1 protein-coding gene is annotated in these 623 nt (G+C 59.6%); it reads left to right on the forward strand.

What is annotated here, in order from left to right; all coding sequences use genetic code 11:
• Positions 1–299: 299 nt before the first annotated feature.
• A partial coding sequence (locus tag LE190_RS21360) for a hypothetical protein (protein WP_225240598.1) occupies positions 300–623 on the forward strand: 324 nt, incomplete at its 3' end.

The following is a 623-nucleotide window of genomic DNA, read 5'->3' on the forward strand; positions in this document are numbered from 1 at the left end:
TTTACAGAGTTTCCCCCCTTGGTCAACGGAGCGAGCAGAACGGCGGAACAAGGCGCAGTACGGCAGCCTCGTTGGAAATCTTCCGTACCGTAATGCGGCGACCGGATCGGGCGGAACGGTCTGAAGCGAATGACCTCCGAGCGGATGCAGAACCTCCCCCAAGACCTGCGAATGCCGGCATATATGCAATTTTAAGGAGAAGCCGTTTCGGATCGTTCGGCCGGGAAACCGGCAAGCTGACTTGCCCCCCCGATGGAAACTTCCTATTAGATTTCGGGGATCCGGCCGCCACAACCAGAATGAGCCAATCTGCATCCCATCGGGTGCAGCTCACGGCCCTCTTCTTGCCATGCGAGGGCAATCGCAAGCGCTTCGAAGTGCATTCCGCCAAGCACCTACCGCCCGAGATCACCACGAACGTTGTGCCTGAATCAATGCGCATCCTGATCCTCAACGCCGACTATCCACGCTTTCTCTCCTGGCTTTACCGGCGCCGGCCGGACCTCGAAAGCGAGCCGTACGCAGCGCAGATGGGAGCGCGGAACGCCAGCCTGTTCGGCGTCGCCGATTTCTACTCGCGCAATCTTGCCAGCCTTGGACACGTCGCTGCCGACATCCATGTG

It is taken from the genome of Massilia hydrophila (assembly GCF_020208145.1).
Classification (GTDB): domain Bacteria; phylum Pseudomonadota; class Gammaproteobacteria; order Burkholderiales; family Burkholderiaceae_D; genus Telluria; species Telluria hydrophila.